The organism is Streptomyces sp. DH24 (genome assembly GCF_029813775.1).
GTDB lineage: Bacteria > Actinomycetota > Actinomycetes > Streptomycetales > Streptomycetaceae > Streptomyces.
This window is the reverse complement of record NZ_JARVKW010000045.1, coordinates 38482-55168: the sequence shown is the minus strand read 5'-3', so window position 1 is coordinate 55168 and position 16687 is coordinate 38482. Positions and strand designations below refer to the sequence as shown.

Here is a 16687-nt window from a genome sequence, read left to right as displayed (position 1 = left end):
GTCCCCGACCGTCGCGCCACAGCACGTTCAGCTCACGGTGATGTTCGAGTTGCCGCTGCTCTGATAGCCCTCGGTCGCGAGGATCATGTAGTAGCTGAAGCTGCCCATCGGCATCCCGGCGCGGGACCACGCGTCGAAGTGGTTGCCGGTGGTGATGCTCCCGCCGGTCCGCTTCGACTGCCGGACGCTCCAGTACTGGTTGAAGGTCTTGGTGCCTTCGACGGACGGGGCGTTGTAACGCGTCGTCTGGTAGATGTCGTACGTGCCGCCGTCGCTGGTGACGGTGCCCTTGTACGTTCCCGTGGGCCGGTAGGTGCCCCAGTTGTCGACGATGTAGTACTCGACGAGCGGGTTCGACGTCCAGCCGTAGAGCGTCAGGTAGCCGTTGCCCGACGGGTTGAAGCTGCCCGAGTAGCGCACGGTCCTGCGGCTGCCGTTGCTCCAGCCCTTGCCGCAGACGAAGTTGCCGCAATTGGTCCAGGACGTGCGGTAGTTGCCGCCGGAGCTCAGGGTCATGGAGACGGAGCCGCCGCCGTCCGTCCAGAACGAGTAGTAGAAACCGTTGTCCGTGCCGGTCTGGTTCCGGGTGATGGTCGTGTCCGCGTGCGCGGTGCCCGGCAGGATCAGCCCGGACGTGGTGGCCAGCGCCAGCGCGCCGGTGCCGCCGATGAATCCTCTGCGGCTGAGCCGGCGGGCAGAGGAATCGTTCTCGTGCATGCGTCCTCCTCGTGTGGGGGGTACGTCGGTGCCGCCAGTGTTGGATCGGCCTGATGGACTGTCAACAGTTTCGGCAGAGGTTGCGAAAAATTCTCCCGGGAGGGCTGCCGACTCGGCCGCCGTTGGCCCAGGTCAATTCCCTGCAACATCGAGTGATTCGAGACGCTCGGTCGAAATGCCTGGTTCGATGATTCGAGATCCCGGCCATAAAGGATCGAAACTTTCGAGAACGTGTCCGATCATGCGAGACGGGTGTCGCCTGCCGGGTACGCCGCCGCGAGTAGCCGGGGTTACTCCCGCCGTCAGACGCCCGCGCCGCGCCCGCCCGGCACCGTGGGTGACGTGAAGCTGAACCGACCCGCACGCCGGGCCACCCTCGTCGTCCATGTGTCCGCCTCCGCCGGCTGGCTCGGGCTCACGCTCGGGCTGCTCGCCCTCGCCGTCACCGCGACCACCACCAGGGACCCGGTGACCGTGGAGGCCTCCGTCCGGGCCATGAAGCTCTTCGCCGACCGGCTCCTGCTGCCCGTTGCGCTCCTCACCCTGGTCTCCGGCCTGGTGCTGTCGCTCGGCACGTCCTGGGGCCTGGCCAGGCACCGGTGGGTCTGGACGAAGTTCTGGCTGACCCTCGCCACGACCACCGCCACCGCCTTCGCGCTGCGCCCCGGAGTGAACGCGGCGGTCACCGCCGCCGCCGGGGGAGAAGGGCTGCCGGACCCCGGCGACGTCCTGTTCGGCCCGATCGTCTCGCTGACCGCGTACGTCTTCATGACGGCGGTCTCGGTCCTCAAACCCTGGGGCCTGACGGGCCGGGGCCGCAGGCAGCGTGCGGCGGCCCGGGGTCCGGCGGCCGACGGGCGTGTCCGGCAGACCGCCTGACCCGCCGGGGCCCTCTCCGAACGCTCGCGCACGAGCGCGGCACGCCCCCGGCGAACGTACGGACCGTCGAGCACCGCGTCACTCATGGGCCGGACCCGCCCGAGCCTCCTGGGTAGCGGGACGGGCGAAGTTGAGTAGGAACGCTCAGGCCGGCCGTCCCGCCCGCGCGCCACGATGCGCATCACTCGTCCAGACCCGGGAGATGCACATGCTCAGCCGCCTCGCCGACGTCCTGGTGCCCATCGCCGGCCGCCTCACCGTGACCACGGACGCCGACGCCGACCTCGCGCCGGGCAGCATCGTCGCCGCGAACCACACCTCGCTCGCCGACCCCGCCGTCGTCCTCGCCGCACTGCACCGCCTCGGCGTCCGGCCGGTCGTCATGGCGGCCGCCGGTCTGTGGCGCGTCCCCCTCCTCGGCAGCGCCCTCGCCCGCGAAGGACACATACCCGTGCACCGCAACGACCCGCGCGCCGCCCACGCGCTCGACCTCGCCGCCGACGCACTGGACGCCGGACGCCTCGTCCTCATCTACGCCGAGGGCGGCATCCCCGAACGCAAGGACGCCGCCGAAGCCGCGCCCCACCCGTTCCGCAGCGGCCTGGCCCGTCTCGCCGAACGCACCGGCGCGCCCGTCGTGCCGGTCGGCCAGGCGGGCGCCCGCCGGATCACGTCGGGCAGCACGGCCAAGCAACTGGCGGGCGTCGCCACCGCGCCGCTGCGCCGCCCGCGCCTGCACGTCCACGTGAGCGCCCCGCTGACACCGACCGGCGACCGCGCCGCCCGCACGGCACAGGCACACGGCGCGGTGACGGCAGCGTGGCGCACGGCGGCGGCGGGGCTGGGGGAGCCGGCCGCGTGGGCCGCCTAGAAGCCTGTCTCAGTAATCGGCGAGCAGCCGGGCGGTCGTGATCGGCGGGATGAGTCGTCCGCCGCTCGGCGCGGAGCTGTCGGTGCCGGAGTGTGGTTCTCGGGTTTGGAAATCGGCGCCGGGGGCGCCGGTTGTGGGCGGTCAGGCGAGCGCCACGGCCAGTCCGGCGGCTCCGGTGTGGCGGAAGATCTTGCGAGGTTGTGGCAGGCGGCCGGCAGGCGCCACTCGCCGCGGGCGCCGTCCTCGCCGCGCAGGAGGAGATGAACGTGTCAGTGGGGCAGTTCAGTTGGCGTTCCGTTGCGGCTTCGAGGTTCGTCTCGGAGCAGAAGCCGGCGTCGACGAGGGCCTGCTCGAGTGATCACCAGACACACGCGGGTTGCGGTTACCGCGACACGCTCCGGGCACATCCCGGTGCCGTCAGGCAGGTTCCGCGGGCGTGGGCCCCAAGGCGCGGATCGCGAGATCGATCGCGGTGGTCAGACGCTCGACGTCGTGGCCGGCGCGTTCCCGCAACCGCAGGCCGAGCACCGTGGTGAACAGCAGCTCCACGGCGTCGTCGATGTCGAGGCCGGCGGACAGTTCGTCACGGTCACGGCCCTCGGCCAGCACGGACCGCAGGGCCTGCCGGGTGACCTCGAAGGCGGCCTCGGTCCGCTGACGGACCTCTTCGTCGGTGGTGCCGAGTTCGGCGGCGGTGTTGACCACGAAGCACCCGCGGCCGGGCGTGCCGTCGGCCGGGCAGGTGACCAGCCACAGCATCCATTCCCGCAGCACCTCCCGAACGGGATGGTCCGCCGCGTCCAGCCGCTGCCGGGCCTCAGCGGACTTGGTGGCCCGGTAGTGGTCGAGGGCGCGCAGGAACAGCGTGTGCTTGTCCGTGAACGTCCGGTACAGGCTGCTGGGCGTGAGCTTCAGCTCGTCACCCAGGTCGCGCACCGAGGTGGCGTGGTAACCGCGTCGCCAGAACAGCTCGGTCGCCGACGTGACCGCGTTCTTCTCGTCGAACTGTCGGGGGCGTGCCATGTGTTCACCTTACCCAACTTGTGGAGCGATCGCTCCCATACTAGTGTCCCCAATTCGGGAGCGAGCGCTCCCGAATTGTTGAAGGAGGCTCCGTTGACGACCGCAGAACAGACCCCCACCCCGGCGCAGGAACCACAGGCCCCCGAGAGAAGTCGCTGGATGGCGGTCTCCGCGGTGGCTCTGGGCACCTTCCTGCTGGTGACCGCCGAGCAACTGCCGATCGGTCTGCTGACCTCCGTCGGGTCCGCGCTGTCGGTCTCCGAGGGGACGGCGGGGCTGATGGTGACGGTGCCCAGCATCGTCGCCGCGTTCGCGGCGCCGCTGGTTCCGATGCTCGTCGGGGCCATGGACCGGCGCATCCTGCTGCTCGGACTGATGGCCCTGATGACCGTCTCCAACCTGGCCTCGGCCCTGGCATCGAACTTCGCCGTCCTGGTGGGCTCCCGGGTGCTGGTCGGTATCGCGATCGGCGGCTTCTGGGCCGTCGCCAGCGGCCTGGCCGTCCGGCTCGTCGCCCCCGCGGACGTGCCGCGAGCCACCGCGGTCATCTTCGGCGGCGTCGGAGCCGCGAACGTGTTCGGTGTCCCGCTCGGCACCCTGGTCGGTGACCTCACCGGCTGGCGCATTGCCTTCTCCTCGCTGAGCGCCCTGGCGCTCGTCACCCTCATCGCCCTGCTGGTGGTGCTGCCGCGGCTGGTCGCTTCGCAGGTCATCCGGCCGAAGCTGCTGATGGAGCAGTTCCGCAATCCGGGTGTGCGCGTCGGCATCATCGCGACGGTGCTGATCGTGTTCGGGCACTTCGCCGCCTACACGTTCGTGAGCCCGGCATTGCAGAAGCTGTCGGGGATCGACGAGCGCTACGTCGGTCCGCTGCTGTTCGGGTTCGGTGCGGCCGGCATGATCGGCAACTTCGTCGCCGGCTCGGCGCTCTCCCGCCGGGTGCACCGGAGCGTGCTGGTCATCTCCGTGGCCCTCGCGGTCGCGATGCCGCTGTTCCTGCTGCTGGGCCAGACCGCGGTCGGCGGCGTCATCCTGCTGATCGTCTGGGGTCTGTCCTACGGCGGTGTGTCCGTGGGCCTCCAGACGTGGATGATCAAGGCCGCCCCGCAGGCGGTGGAAGCGGCTTCCTCGCTGTGGGTGGCGGTGTTCAACCTGTCCATCGGCCTCGGTGCGCTGGTCGGCGGCGTCATCGTCGACTCGCTCACCCTCCAGGGCGTGCTGTGGCTCGGCGGCGCCTGCGCCCTGCTCGCCGCCCTGGCGATCCGGACTGCCCGCACCAACGACGCCTTGCGATGACCGAGCCCTTCTCAGAGCCCACCGGGGACGCGTAGCCACAACGGCGCCTACTGGCGCGCCGCCGGTGTACCGGCGGCGGCACGCCAGTCAGCGTCGCATTGTGTCGGGCTCCAGGCGTGGCCTGATTGCCGGTTACTGAGACACGCTCCCAGCCGTTGCCACAGAGGGGCGTCGAACCGGGCCGTCCGCGCAGGTGGGACGCGGCGGCCGGTGACGGACGGCGCACGGTGACGGACTCGGACCGCGCAGACGGAGATTGCCGGAGGAGGCCGCCCGGCGAAGACCTCGTCGAGCCGGCCGGCCAGGGGCGGATCCGGGTCGGCGCAGGCCCTGTCAGTGGCGGGTGCGACGATCTGCGGCATGAGTGCGCACAAGGACTGGTCATCGATTCCCTCGCCCGGCCGCATCGCCGCGGGGCTGGCCTTCCACGCAGCGTTCTCCGCGGTGACGGATCTGCCTCCCCGGTACGCGCCGGAGCCGGACCGGGCCGCCTACGACGACGGCGGCGGCAGCTCGTTCGTCCTCGACCTGTCCGGGTCCGCGCCCCTGCTGGTGGCGCGGGACCACGAGTCCCTTCAGTTGACCCACGAGGACATCCGCGCCGCGCTGGGGCCGGCGGAGCTCCCCGCGCCTTTCGACCGGGAACCGGACCTGACCTTCAGCGGAGCGGCCCACTGGGACAAAACCTCCTGGGCGCCCGCCGTCGGCGTCCCCGGTCGCGTCGTCGCCCACGTCGTCGACGACCAGCACCTCCTGGTGGAGGCCGACATCGCCCTGGGCGAAGTCGCCGAGGGCGAGAGCGACCGGGACGCGCTGGCCGCCCTCCTGACCGCGGTCCGCGCGGGCGCCTGGGACCGGAACACGGTCGAGGCCGCCGTGCGCCTGACGCCCTACGAGGACGACGAGGAACTCGAAGCCGAGCCCGACCCCGACGCGGCACTCGATGCGCTGGACCGCCACGCCCTCTTCCTGCGACAGGCCATCGCGGTGAAGTCCCGGCACTGACCGGACCCACCGGTCGCAGGCAGCGACCGGCCGCCCCGGAACCGCCGCGGACGTGGCCCTCGGCGGGCTCGGCGTCCGGCCGGTCGTGATGGCGGCCGCCGGTCGGCCGCGGTCCGGGCGCGGCCGACGTCTGTGGCGCGTCCCCTCGGCAGCGTCCTCGCCCGCCAAGGGCACATACGCGTGCACCGCAACGACCCGCGCGCCGCCCACGCGGCCCGGCCCGCCTCGCCGAACGCACCGGCGCGCGCGTCGTGCCGGTAGGTCAGCACCTCACGGCCGCAGCCGAAAACCTGGCGACAGGCGACGACCGGGCACGCTAGCGTCCGCAGACATGCCCCCTTCACTTGAACGTCCCCCTTTCCAGGCCGACGAGCGCACCGCCCTCATTGGCTGGCTGGATCTCCAGCGGCAGATCCTGCGGTGGAAATGCGAAGGGCTGAGCGAGGCGGACGCGCACCGCTCCGTCATCCCGACCTCGCCGGCGATGACGATGGCCGGGCTCGTCAGCCACATGCGATGGGTGGAGCACGCCTGGCTGGAGGTGCTGTTCCTCGGCGGAGACGAGACGCGGAACCCGTCCTTCGTCGACAGGGACGAGGACGCCAACTGGCGCACCGACGGCGTCACGCTGGAGCAGCTGCTCGCGAGCTATGAGGCCCAGTGCGCGCGAAGCAACGAGATCGTGGCCGCGGCCTCCCTGGACGACGTCGGTCGCCATTCCGGCCACCACTCGGGCAAGGCCAATCTCCGGTGGATGCTCGTCCACCTCATCGAGGAGACCGGACGGCATGCCGGGCACGCGGACATCGTGCGGGAGCTGCTCGACGGCACGAAGGGCTACTACTGACCGATCCGGCACGTGGGGCCCGGAGTCGGAGCGGGATCGAGGCAACGGCGACGGTGCCGCTCAAGTCCGCGGACCGTGTGACCGGCGCTTGCGCAGGGGAGTGGTGGTTGAGGGTTCTTCCCTCGCCCGCCGGCGGTTGTGCACGGACTGGCCGGGTCGACCGGGCCTTCGTTTTCCGTCGTCGTGCCCGGTTCGCCCGCCCCCGCTTCCGCGGCTGCGCCCTCATCGGGTCAGTCGGCCGAGGGCCGCCGCGTCCTCGCTGCCCTCCTCGGCGCTGAACACGTGCACCACCAGACCCGTCTCCCCGGGCGCCGCAGGAACGTGCAGGGTCTCGAAGTCCAGGGTGAGCATCCCGGCCTCCGGATGCCGCAGCCGCTTGCGCCCCGCCGCACACATCACGACCTCACCGGTGGCCCAGATCCGCCGGAAGTCGGCACTGTGCTCGGACAGTTCGGCGATGAGGGCCGCCAGTTCCCGGTCGTCGGGGTAGCGCCCCGCGGAGACCCGCAACTGGCCCACCGCCTCGGCCGCCCTGTCCTCCCACTCCGGGTGGAGGAACCGGGACGCCGGATCCAGGAAGAGGAACCGGGCGTTGTTCCGGTCGCGGCGGCCCGGGTCGCCCAGGCCGCCCATCAGTTCCGCGCCCGCGCCGTTCCAGGCGACCACGTCCAGCCGGTGGTTCGTGGCGAAGGCCGGGAGGCCGGACATCGCGTCCAGGACGCGCCGGAGCACGGGGCCGACCCGGGCCTTGGGCGCGGGCTCGCGGCGGGCACCGGCCAGCGTGGCGAGGTGCGCCCGCTCCGCCGCGTCCAGCCCGAGCGCCCCGGCGAGCGCGTCGAGCACCTCGCGCGACGGCTGCGTGGCCCGCCCCTGCTCAAGACGTACGTAGTAGTCCACGCTGATCCCGGCGAGCTGAGCCAACTCCTCGCGGCGCAGCCCCCGCACGCGCCGCCGCCCGCCGCCGGCGAGACCGACGTGCTCCGGAGCGACCCGCCCCCTGCGGGCACGCAGAAAGCTGCCGAGGGCGCGCCGGGTGTCGCCGACGCCGTCGACGCGGGGGGCAGGGCCGGCGCCGTCGATGCCGCCGCCGGCCCGGGTGCGGTGGGCCGGCCCGTCCGTGTGCTCGCTCTGGTCAACACCGTTCATGGCCTCAAGTATGGGTGGCCCTCGCGGTACCAGGACCGCCGTTCCGCCGGTCGAGGAGGGTGCTGGCTCGGCCACGCGGGTCCGGGAGAGCGTTGTGCCATGACCGAAGTCGTGCCGCAGCAGCGGAAGAAGATCCTTGTCGTCGGCGCCCACCCCGAACGCCGTTCGCTCAACGCAGCGTTGACCGACTTCGCGGTGGAGCACCTGCGGGCGGCCGGGCACGAGGTGCGGGTGTCCGACCTCTACGCCATGAAGTGGAAGGCGACGGTGGACGCCGACGACTTCCCCGACCACACCGCGGACGAGCGCCTCGACGTCCTGGCCGGCCAGGAGCGGGCCACACTGACGGGCCGGCTCACCGCCGACGTCGTGGCCGAGCAGGAGAAGGTGCGCTGGTCGGACGCCGTGATCCTGCAGTTCCCGATGTGGTGGTTCTCCGTGCCGGCGATCCTCAAGGGCTGGATCGACAGAGTGTTCACCAACGGATTCGCGTACGGCCCCTCCGTGCCCCCGCCCTACACCGGGGGCGCGCTGGGAGGGCGGCGCGCGCTGCTGTCCACCACGGTCGGCGCCCGGCAGTCGGCGTTCTCCGACCGGGGAATCCACGGGGACCTCGCCGAGGTCCTCCACCCCCTGCAACACGGTCTGTTCTGGTTCACCGGCATGACACCCCTCGCCCCGTTCGCGCTGTACGGCACGGTCAGCACGACGCAGCCGGAATTCGCCGCGGCCGTCCGGGACTACGGCCACCGGCTCGACGGCCTTTTCACCGACGACCCGGTCCCGTACCGCACACTCGACGGCGGTGACTACGACCACGGCATGAGGCTGCTGCCGGGCAGGGAAACGCCGGGCACGACCGGTCTGAACCTGCACGTCCACCCGCGGGGGCCGCGGCAGGCGTGAATGCGACGGGTCGCGGCCCTCTCATTGCGGACGGCCTCGGCAGGCGGTACACATCACTTCAGGCAACACTGTGAACAGGTCGAGTGACAGGATTCCGCGTCGAAAGTGGTTGAGCATGACGGCAGTGGAGAGGCCCGGCATTCCGACGACTTCTCGTGCCGCTGAACCGCTCGGTTCGCCGGTCCGTTCACACAACGAATGGGACCCGCTGGAAGAGATCGTCGTCGGTCGTCTCGACGGCGCGACCATCCCTTCCAGCCACCCGGTCGTGACCTGCAACATCCCCGACTGGGCGGCGAGGTTGCAGGGCCTCGCCGCCGGCCTCAAGTACCCGCGCGTCATGGTCGAACGGGCTCAGCGGGAACTCGACCAGTTCGTCGCGCTGCTCCAGTCCCTCGGCGTCACGGTCAGGCGCCCCGACGCGGTCGACCACAAGCAGCGTTTCAGCACCCCCGACTGGTCGTCGCGCGGTTTCTGCAACACCTGTCCGCGCGACAGCATGCTCGTCGTCGGCGACGAGATCATCGAGACGCCGATGGCGTGGCCGTGCCGGTATTTCGAGACCCACTCCTATCGCGAGATCCTCAAGGACTACTTCCGGCGGGGCGCGCGCTGGACGGCGGCCCCGAAACCGCAGCTCACCGACGAACTGTTCGAACGGGATTTCCGCGTCCCCGGGGCCGGCGAGCCCATGCGCTACATCCTCACGGAATTCGAGCCGGTCTTCGACGCGGCGGATTTCGTACGCGCCGGACGCGACCTGTTCGTCACGCGGAGCAATGTCACCAACCGGATGGGCATCGACTGGCTGCGCCGCCACCTCGGGCCCGGCTACCGCATCCACGAGATCGAGAGCCGCTGCCGCACCCCCATGCACATCGACACGACGTTCGTTCTGCTCGCGCCGGGCAAGGCCCTGGTCAACCCGGAGTACATCGACGTCGACCGGCTGCCCGAGGCCCTGCGGTCGTGGGACATCCTGGTCGCCCCCGAGCCCGATCCGATCGACGACCGCCTGCTGAAAGTCACCTCGATGTGCGGCAGGTGGCTCAGCATGAACGTGCTGATGGTCGACGAGAAGCGGGTCATCGCGGAGCGGCATCACACCGGCATGCTGCGCGCCCTTGAGAAGTGGGGCTTCGAGCCCATCCCGTGCGACCTGCTGCACTACGCGCCGTTCGGCGGCTCGTTCCACTGCGCGACGCTCGACGTCCGGCGCCGCGGCACGCTCGAAAGCTACTGCGACTGACCCCCGGCCACCGCGACCGGCCCGCGCCCCCGGCAGCCCGGTGACGGCGCTCGGCAGGGCAGTCCGGCGGCGCCCGGCATGCCGGGCGCCCGGTCGTCCCACCACACCCCTATAGTTGCAGGCGCAGGCTATTGCTGGTGCGGGTATGTGCGTGGTGTTAATATCTCCTCGTGCAACGTCAGGCGGCGGCTCGGGCCGCCGCTACCTCGACCGCCCGGAGTTTCGTGTGAGTTCCCTGTTCGAGCCGTACACCCTGCGATCCGTGACCATCCCGAACCGCGTGTGGATGCCGCCGATGTGCCAGTACTCCGCGGCCCCCGACGGCCTGTCCCAGGGCGTCGCCACGGACTGGCACCTCCAGCACTACGGCGCCCGCGCGGCAGGCGGCACCGGGCTCATCGTCCTGGAGGCCACCGGCATATCGCCCGAGGGCCGGATCTCGCCCCACGACCTGGGCCTGTGGAACGAGACGCAGGCCGGTGGCCTGCGCCGGATCACCCAGTTCCTCAAGAGCCAGGGCACCGTGGCCGGCATCCAGCTCGCCCACGCCGGCCGCAAGGCCTCCACCAGCCAGCCGTGGAAGGGCGACGGCCCGGTCGGACCGGAGGAGCACGGCTGGCAGCCGCTCGGTCCCAGCGCGGAGCCGTATCCGGGCCTGAAGGTCCCGCACGAGCTGAGCGTCGAGGAGATCCACGAGATCCTCGACCAGTGGCGGGCCTCGGCCCGGCTCGCCCTCGCCGCCGGATTCCAGGTCGTCGAGATCCACGGCGCCCACGGCTACCTGATCGGCAACTTCCTTTCCCCGCACAGCAACCGCCGCACCGACGCCTACGGCGGCAGCTTTGACAACCGCATCCGGTTCGCCGTCGAGGTCGTCGACGCCGTACGGGAAGTCTGGCCGGACGACCTTCCGGTCTTCTTCCGCGTCTCGGCCACCGACTGGCTGGGGAACGACGGCTGGACCGACGACGAGACCGTCGCCCTCGCCCGCGTCCTGACCGAGCACGGCGTGGACCTCATGGACGTCTCCACCGGCGGCAACGCGGCCGGCGTGACCATCCCCGTCGGCCCCGGCTACCAGGTGCCCTTCGCCGCCCGCGTCAGGCGCGAGACGGAGATGCCGGTGGCGGCGGTCGGCGAGATCACGGACCCCGCGCAGGCGGAGAAGATCCTCGCCGCCGGCGAGGCCGACGCGGTCCTGGTCGGCCGCCAGTTGCTGCGCGAGCCCACCTGGGCACGACGGGCGGCCCGCGAACTCGGCGGCGACGTGCGCATCCCCCCGCAGTACGGCTGGCGCCCCTGACCTGCCCGGCCGTCGACCACCGCGCCGAGGAGGTGCCGGCCCGGCGTCGCCGGGGGTGTGTGTGCGGGAGGAGCCGGCCCCCTCACCCTCCCGGGGACCGCAGCCGCACTCGACGTGACCGGCCGCGTGACGCGGCCCGTCACCCCCACCGGCCGCCCGGACAGCTGAGCCTGCGGGCCGAGCCCTCGGGTGTCACACCCCGCCGCATGAGGGTTCGTCACGCCGGGTGTCGCCGCCGGGGGTGTGGCGGCGGGCGAGTGAGGTGAACCCCGGCCCGGGCCCGACCGGTGTGCGCCAGACCGTTACTCGGACCGCTCGGGCTGTGCCTCCTCGGACGGGGCCCCGGCCTTCCGCTCCGCCGCTTCGGGGGCGGTGTAGAAGACGGAGTTGCCCTGCTTGCTGCGCTGGGCCTGGCCCTTGGCCACCAGGTTCTCCAGCGTGTTGCGCACGACCGTCGTCTTGAACGACCGGTCGGCGTGCGTCTTGCCCAGCGCGGTGGCGACCTCGGCGGCCGAACGCGGTTCGCCCTGCTCGGCGAGGTGCGCGCGGACGAGTTCGACCAGGGTGGGCCCGGCGGTCTTCGCGGCGGTGGCCGGGGTCTTGCCCGCCGCGGGCTTCCCGGACTTCGGCTGTGACTTCGGCTGCGACTTCGCCGGGGCCGGCGCGGCAGTCGTCTCCTTCTTCGTGGTCTTCGTGGTCTTCGTGTTCTTCGCGCGCGTGCTCTTCCTGGCACGGTCGGGGGCGGCCTTCGTCCTGGGCGCGGGCACCGTGGCGGGCGCGGACTGCACCGGGGCAGGGGTCACACCGAGGGCCTGCTGCATGTTCACCAGCACGGAGTGGTCCTGCTGCAGAGTCGCCAACTGCTCCTGCAGAGCGGCGATTTCCGCGCTGATACGTTCCTGCTCCTTGACGTTGCGGTCCAGGTCGCCGGTGACTTGGGCGGCGTACTGCGATGCCAGGTCGCCGGCGGCCGTGGTGTTCTCGGACATGATGCTGACCTTCCTCGCGGTGGTGCCTCGGCGCGGCCACGCGCAAGTGGTGAAACGCGGGGACGCGCACGGAGGTTCACGTCTCGTGGGTGGCGGGGCAGTGTGTGCTGCCGACACCTTTGGATGGCGATAGTACGGATGTGTGGCGCGAATTGTTCCCCGTCAGCGTCATCTCGTCGCTCATGTCACCCTGGTTGTGACGTCACGGTGTGGTGTTCGACCCGTTGAGCGAGTGCTGTGCGACTGTCATGCGTACCCGGTGAACTCGCCACCCCCGACGGGTCGTCAGGCGACGGGATAGCGGTGCACGTGCGGCAGGCCGGTGAGCAGGCCGGGCCACACGGTGTCGATGACATGCGCGCTCGGCGTGAACAGGGGCTGGGCGAGAGCGGACAGGTCGGCGGGCTCGTGCCACTCCCAGCGGTGGATCAACCGCGGCTCCCGTACCGCCGGTTCACCGGTGTAGGCGATGACGCGGACGGCGGCCGTCATCCGGGGGACCCCGTGGGTGGAGTCCAGCAGCAGGGCCAGCAGCCGCGCCTTGGAGGCCTTCAGCCCGGTCTCCTCCTCCAGCTCTCGTACGGCCGTGTCGACGAAGCCCTCACCGGCGTCGTTCTTGCCGCCCGGCAGTTCCCACACGCCGCGCCGGGACCAGCCGAGCAGGACGCGTCCGGCGGGGTCGGTGACGACGACACCCGCGCCGGTCAGGGCGTGCGGTGCGGGCTGTCGCTTGCCGGCGTACGTGACCTCGGCGGGGACCGGGTCGCGCAGGACGACGAAGGCGAGTCCCTCGGCGTCGTGGCGGTCGGCTGTGCCCCAGCCGGCGCGCAGCAGCGCGATCTCGTCCTCGTCCAGGGCGGTCCTCCGCCGGCCCGGCGGCGTCGTCCCGGCGACGGGGGTGATCACACACAGGGTGCCGCCGGGGCGCAGGCGTTCGCGCAGCCGGCGCATGACGCGGGTGCGGTCGTGGAGGAAGGCCCAGCTGAGACGGAAGGTGATCAGGTCGTAGGCGGGACCCAGGTCGCCGAGGCCGTCCCGCTCGATGTCGAGCACCCGGTAGGTCACCGCCCCGTCGTTCTCGGGGTGTGCCGCCGCCTGGGCGACGGCGTCGGGTGCGCAGTCGACGGCGTCGACCCGGTAGCCACCGGCGGCGAGGTGACGGGCGAGTTCACCGAGTCCGCAGCCGATGTCGAGGGCACGTCCGCCGTCGGGCGCCGGGGCGTGTTCGGCGAGCAGTTCGCGTTCGGCGTCACCCAGACGCCGGAACGTCCTGCCGCTCGTGCAGTGCGCGTCCCAGCTCTCGGGCGGGCTGTGGGTCACATGGCCTCCTCGGTGCCGGTCGAGTGTGCTCTGCCCGCCGTGGCGTCCGGCCAGTCCTCGCAGCGGCGAGTCACCGAGGGCCGCGCGGACGGCTCCCGGCTCCGGACGGCCGCCGGTCCGGTACCGGTGGGCTTCGCCGCCGACGGCGGAAGCCGCCCCCGCGGTCTGCGCGGACAGGGCGTTTTACGTCGCGGCCCGGAAACCCAGTGCCGAAAATCCGGGAAACCTGCACACGGCCCGGCGGCCCGCTCGCGAAAACTGAACAGTCGTCATGACTGATGTGGACGCGGGTGGATTTGGCACGGGAATGCGGCTTTCGGGAATTGCCGGCCCCGGCCTTCAGGTGCCGTCGAACTGCAGACCGTGTGAAGGAGTTGGCGCACTCGGTCACCGCGCAACCACGCAGGTGAAGCTGCCCCGCGCGGTGAAGTCGGATTGACTCTCGGTCAGTTGGCCGTCGCTTTCAGTGCGTGCTTTGATCCTGCACCTGGCAGGGCTCGTCGGAATAGTTCCCGATTTGGGAACCGGGCGAACCCTGCGTTTCGGAAGTGCTTACCGGAAGGGAACCGCGCGTTATGAACCTTGGTCACCAGGTCGAAACCGCCGAGATGTCCGACGCCAGCCTGGACCAGATCTCCGGGGGTCTCGGCGTCAGCGGCTCCGGCGGCCTCTTCGTCGAGACGCCGGTCGTGGACGTCTGCGCCGACGCCATCGGTGTGGGTACGGAGAACGGCCTGGCGCTCGGTACGAGCCTGCACGCCGCGCACTGACGTCTGACACGTCACTGCCCGTGGGCCCCCGGATCACCCGATCCGGGGGCCCACCCCCGTTTCCCCCGGCCCGGCCGCCCGCTGGGATGACGTGCCGACCGCTGTCCGAGGGCGTAGCGTCGTCACATGAATGAGGCCGGGTACGTCCGGCATGCGGAAAACCGCGTGCCAAGGGGGCCGGACGGCTGCCCGGCGCCGCCCGGGGCTCGCCCGTTCGACGCTGGGGGTGCCTGGTGACCAGCACGGGTGATCCGGCCACCGGCACCGACGAACTGGACGCCGCGTTCGCGGAGACGGTGCGCCGGACCGGTGCGTCCATCGGCGCCCTCTATCTGCTCGCACCGGACGAGCAGGTGCTGATGCTGGACGTGCTGTGCGGGGCGCCCGCCGAGCTCGCCGCACCGTGGGTGAGGGTGCCGATGTCCGCGCCCGCCCCGGTGGCCGACGCGGCCCGCGAGGACCGGATGGTGTGGGTGGGCAGCCAGGAGGAGATGGCCCGCTCCTACCCGCGTACCGCGGTCGCGCTCCCGTTCCCCCTGTCACTGGTCGCCGCGCCCGTCACCGGCATGCGCCGGTGGGGCGCCCTGCTGCTGATGTGGCCGGCGACCCGTCCGCCGTACATGACCGGGCGGGAGCGGAACAACATCGCGGCGAGCTGCCGGCGCCTGGCCCGGACACTGGAGGAGGCCGCCGAGCGGGGCGGGAGCCCGGTCCGTGACCGGCCCCGAGTGATGTCCGCCGGCACGGGCCGCTCGACCGTACGCCCCGCCATGGCCGCCGCCGACTTCGCCGAGCGCCTGCCCGGCGGCAGCTGCGCGCTGGACCTGGAAGGACGCTTCACCTATCTCACGTCCGGTGCCTGCGAGTTGCTGGGCTGCGACGCCGACCGGCTGCTTGGCACCCTGCCGTGGCAGTCCCTGCGCTGGCTGGACGACCCCCTCGTCGAGGACCGCTACCGTGCCGCGGTGCTCAGCCGTGAGCCCGTCTCCTTCAGCGCGTGCCGCCCGCCGGACCAGTGGCTGGACTTCCACCTCTACCCGGACTCCAGCGGCATCAGCGTCCGTATCGTGCGCACCGGTGAGCAGCCCCCGCCCGTGCCGGCGCCGCCGCAGTCCCGGCGCACCCACAGGCCGACCCGCACGGGGCAGCTCTACCAGCTCACCCATCTGGCGGCCGCGCTGACCGAGGTCGTCGGCGTCCAGGACGTCATCGACCTGGTCGCGGAGCAGATCATGCCCGCCTTCGGCGCCCAGGGTCTGGTCCTGTCCGCCGTCGACGCCGGCCGGCTGCGGATCACCGGGTCCCGCGGCTATCCCGCCCACATCATCGAGCGGCTCGACGGCCTTCCCGTCGACACCACCCTGACCCCGGCCGGACACGCCCTCAGCAGTGGCGTCCCCGCGTTCTTCGTCAACGCGGAGGAGATGCGGGCCGCCTACCCCGAGGCGCCGATGATCAGCAGCAAGCAGGCCTGGGCGTTCCTCCCGCTGATCACCTCCGGCCGGCCCGTCGGCTGCTGCATCCTGTCCTACGACAGCCCGCGCGAGTTCTCCGCCGACGAACGGGCCGTCCTGACCTCCCTCGGCGGGCTCATCGCCCAGGCGCTCGACCGCGCCCGCCTCTACGACACCAAGCACGAGATCGCCCACGGCCTGCAGAAGGCGCTGCTCCCGCACACCCTCCCCGAGATCCCGGGCCTGCGGGTCGCCGCCCGCTACCTGCCCGCCACCCGGGGCATGGACATCGGCGGCGACTTCTACGACCTGATCCGGCTCGGCGACAGCGCCGTCGCCGCCGTCATCGGCGACGTCCAGGGCCACAGCGTCGCCGCCGCCGCGCTGATGGGGCAGGTCCGCACCGGGGTCCACGCCCACGCGACCGCCGGCACCGCCCCCGGCCAGGTCCTCTCCAGGATCAACCGGCTGATCCACGACCTCGGCTCCGAGCTGTTCACCAGCTGTCTCTACGTCCACCTCGACCTCGCCCGCGGCCGCGCCACCCTGGCCACCGCCGGTCACCCGCCGCCGCTGATGCGCCTGCCCGACGGCGACACCCGGCCCGTCGCCGTCCCGCCCGGCCCCCTCCTCGGGATCGACCCCGACGCCGAGTATCCGCTCACCGAGATCCCGCTGGCCCCGGGACTGCTGCTCGCCTTCTACACCGACGGCCTCATCGAAAGACCGGGCGTCGACATCGACGACTCCATCGCCCTGCTCGCCCGCCACCTGGCCCGCGCCGACGACCGGGACCTGGACCTGCTCATCGACGATCTGCTGCGAGAGGGCAACGCCCGCGGGCAGCGCACCGACGACATCGCCCTGCTGGTGCTCAAGTACGACGCGCCGGGCCCCGCGCGCCCCGAGTGA

15 protein-coding genes and 1 pseudogene are annotated in these 16687 nt (G+C 71.8%); 10 read left to right on the top strand and 6 right to left on the bottom strand.

Annotated elements, in window-relative coordinates:
* Positions 1-27: 27 nt before the first annotated feature.
* The gene (locus QC282_RS27475) at positions 28-717 is read right to left on the bottom strand and encodes a glycoside hydrolase family 11 protein (protein ID WP_279552267.1); all 690 of its coding nucleotides are present in this window, start codon (positions 715-717) and stop codon (positions 28-30) included.
* Positions 718-1059: 342 nt separating this feature from the next.
* Between QC282_RS27475 and QC282_RS27470 the strand changes: the two genes are divergently transcribed.
* Both QC282_RS27470 and QC282_RS27465 read left to right on the top strand, forming a co-directional pair.
* Positions 1060-1596, top strand: a complete 537-nt coding sequence (locus QC282_RS27470) for a DUF2269 domain-containing protein (protein ID WP_279552266.1) — start codon at positions 1060-1062, stop codon at positions 1594-1596.
* A gap of 208 nt (positions 1597-1804) precedes the next feature.
* Positions 1805-2467 carry a lysophospholipid acyltransferase family protein gene (locus QC282_RS27465; RefSeq protein ID WP_279552265.1) on the top strand — a complete coding sequence of 221 codons (663 nt, stop codon included), beginning with the start codon at positions 1805-1807 and terminating at the stop codon, positions 2465-2467.
* A gap of 141 nt (positions 2468-2608) precedes the next feature.
* Here the strand turns inward: QC282_RS27465 and QC282_RS27460 are convergent.
* Together QC282_RS27460 and QC282_RS27455 are read right to left on the bottom strand one after the other, a co-directional pair.
* A pseudogene (locus tag QC282_RS27460) lies at positions 2609-2819 on the bottom strand (IS1182 family transposase); the annotation flags it as partial.
* A gap of 65 nt (positions 2820-2884) precedes the next feature.
* Entirely contained in the window at positions 2885-3490 is a 606-nt protein-coding gene (locus QC282_RS27455) for a TetR/AcrR family transcriptional regulator (RefSeq protein WP_279552264.1), read from the bottom strand.
* Positions 3491-3649: 159 nt separating this feature from the next.
* Between QC282_RS27455 and QC282_RS27450 the strand changes: the two genes are divergently transcribed.
* The 3 genes from QC282_RS27450 (at position 3650) to QC282_RS27440 (ending at position 6638) form a co-directional block, all read left to right on the top strand.
* On the top strand, positions 3650-4786 hold the full coding sequence (locus QC282_RS27450; protein ID WP_279552263.1) for an MFS transporter: 1137 nt from the start codon (positions 3650-3652) through the stop codon (positions 4784-4786).
* 360 nt (positions 4787-5146) lie between these two features.
* Entirely contained in the window at positions 5147-5791 is a 645-nt protein-coding gene (locus QC282_RS27445; protein ID WP_279552262.1) for a hypothetical protein, read from the top strand.
* Between the two features lie 331 nt (positions 5792-6122).
* Positions 6123-6638 (top strand): DinB family protein, encoded by a 516-nt coding sequence (locus QC282_RS27440; RefSeq protein WP_279552261.1) that lies wholly within the window; start codon positions 6123-6125, stop codon positions 6636-6638.
* A gap of 222 nt (positions 6639-6860) precedes the next feature.
* On the opposite strand, the gene QC282_RS27435 is transcribed toward QC282_RS27440, so the two are convergent.
* Entirely contained in the window at positions 6861-7784 is a 924-nt protein-coding gene (locus tag QC282_RS27435; protein WP_279552260.1) for a helix-turn-helix transcriptional regulator, read from the bottom strand.
* A gap of 99 nt (positions 7785-7883) precedes the next feature.
* Here QC282_RS27435 and QC282_RS27430 point away from each other — a divergent pair, with 99 nt between their 5' ends.
* From QC282_RS27430 to QC282_RS27420, 3 genes are all read left to right on the top strand, one after another.
* On the top strand, positions 7884-8690 hold the full coding sequence (locus QC282_RS27430; RefSeq protein WP_279552259.1) for an NAD(P)H-dependent oxidoreductase: 807 nt from the start codon (positions 7884-7886) through the stop codon (positions 8688-8690).
* Between the two features lie 115 nt (positions 8691-8805).
* The gene (locus tag QC282_RS27425; protein WP_279552258.1) at positions 8806-9939 is read left to right on the top strand and encodes an amidinotransferase; all 1134 of its coding nucleotides are present in this window, start codon (positions 8806-8808) and stop codon (positions 9937-9939) included.
* Between the two features lie 226 nt (positions 9940-10165).
* Entirely contained in the window at positions 10166-11242 is a 1077-nt protein-coding gene (locus QC282_RS27420) for an NADH:flavin oxidoreductase/NADH oxidase (protein ID WP_279552257.1), read from the top strand.
* Between the two features lie 302 nt (positions 11243-11544).
* Here the strand turns inward: QC282_RS27420 and QC282_RS27415 are convergent, their stop codons facing one another.
* Together QC282_RS27415 and QC282_RS27410 are read right to left on the bottom strand one after the other, a co-directional pair.
* Complete coding sequence (locus tag QC282_RS27415) at positions 11545-12231, bottom strand: hypothetical protein (protein ID WP_279552256.1); 687 nt, start codon at positions 12229-12231, stop codon at positions 11545-11547.
* Positions 12232-12516: 285 nt separating this feature from the next.
* Positions 12517-13551, bottom strand: coding sequence for an NUDIX domain-containing protein (locus tag QC282_RS27410; RefSeq protein WP_279552255.1), 1035 nt, complete (start codon positions 13549-13551; stop codon positions 12517-12519).
* Between the two features lie 575 nt (positions 13552-14126).
* Between QC282_RS27410 and QC282_RS27405 the strand changes: the two genes are divergently transcribed.
* Positions 14127-14321 (top strand): hypothetical protein, encoded by a 195-nt coding sequence (locus QC282_RS27405; protein WP_279552254.1) that lies wholly within the window; start codon positions 14127-14129, stop codon positions 14319-14321.
* Between the two features lie 233 nt (positions 14322-14554).
* A complete protein-coding gene (locus tag QC282_RS27400) occupies positions 14555-16687 on the top strand; it encodes a SpoIIE family protein phosphatase (protein WP_279552253.1) in 2133 nt (710 codons plus the stop codon).

Bases quoted from the DNA above. Each gene is read 5' to 3' on its own strand.
- QC282_RS27475 (WP_279552267.1), bottom strand. From the start codon at position 717: ATGCACGAGAACGATTCCTCTGCCCGCCGGCTCAGCCGCAGAGGATTC.
- QC282_RS27465 (WP_279552265.1), top strand. From the start codon at position 1,805: ATGCTCAGCCGCCTCGCCGACGTCCTGGTGCCCATCGCCGGCCGCCTC.
- QC282_RS27455 (WP_279552264.1), bottom strand. From the start codon at position 3,490: ATGGCACGCCCCCGACAGTTCGACGAGAAGAACGCGGTCACGTCGGCG.
- QC282_RS27450 (WP_279552263.1), top strand. From the start codon at position 3,650: ATGGCGGTCTCCGCGGTGGCTCTGGGCACCTTCCTGCTGGTGACCGCC.
- QC282_RS27445 (WP_279552262.1), top strand. From the start codon at position 5,147: ATGAGTGCGCACAAGGACTGGTCATCGATTCCCTCGCCCGGCCGCATC.
- QC282_RS27440 (WP_279552261.1), top strand. From the start codon at position 6,123: ATGCCCCCTTCACTTGAACGTCCCCCTTTCCAGGCCGACGAGCGCACC.
- QC282_RS27435 (WP_279552260.1), bottom strand. From the start codon at position 7,784: ATGAACGGTGTTGACCAGAGCGAGCACACGGACGGGCCGGCCCACCGC.
- QC282_RS27430 (WP_279552259.1), top strand. From the start codon at position 7,884: ATGACCGAAGTCGTGCCGCAGCAGCGGAAGAAGATCCTTGTCGTCGGC.
- QC282_RS27425 (WP_279552258.1), top strand. From the start codon at position 8,806: ATGACGGCAGTGGAGAGGCCCGGCATTCCGACGACTTCTCGTGCCGCT.
- QC282_RS27415 (WP_279552256.1), bottom strand. From the start codon at position 12,231: ATGTCCGAGAACACCACGGCCGCCGGCGACCTGGCATCGCAGTACGCC.
- QC282_RS27405 (WP_279552254.1), top strand. From the start codon at position 14,127: ATGAACCTTGGTCACCAGGTCGAAACCGCCGAGATGTCCGACGCCAGC.